1 protein-coding gene is annotated in these 254 nt (G+C 63.8%); it reads left to right on the forward strand.

Going from position 1 to position 254, the window contains the following annotated elements; genetic code table 11:
- The coding region (locus RVY79_RS20630; protein WP_317466467.1) for a DUF1214 domain-containing protein at nucleotides 1–254 on the forward strand (254 nt) is incomplete at both ends.

A 254-nucleotide genomic window follows, 5' to 3' on the forward strand; every position in this document is an offset into this window, starting at 1 on the left:
GCTGCAACTTGCCGCAGGACGCAGTCTACCCGGTGGCCATGGTTGATGCCGCGGGCCGTCGGCTGACCGGCGCCTCGACCTACGTGATGCGTTTCCCGGCCGGCGAGCTGCCGCCCGTCAACGGCTTCTGGTCGCTGACGATGTATGACGCGGACTACTTTTTCGTCGACAACCCGATCAACCGCTATTCATTGAGCCCGCGCGACAGCCTCAAGGCCAACCCGGACGGCTCGGTTGATCTCCTCATCCAGCAT

This window comes from Chromohalobacter sp. HP20-39, from assembly GCF_033052815.1.
Taxonomy (GTDB): domain Bacteria; phylum Pseudomonadota; class Gammaproteobacteria; order Pseudomonadales; family Halomonadaceae; genus Chromohalobacter.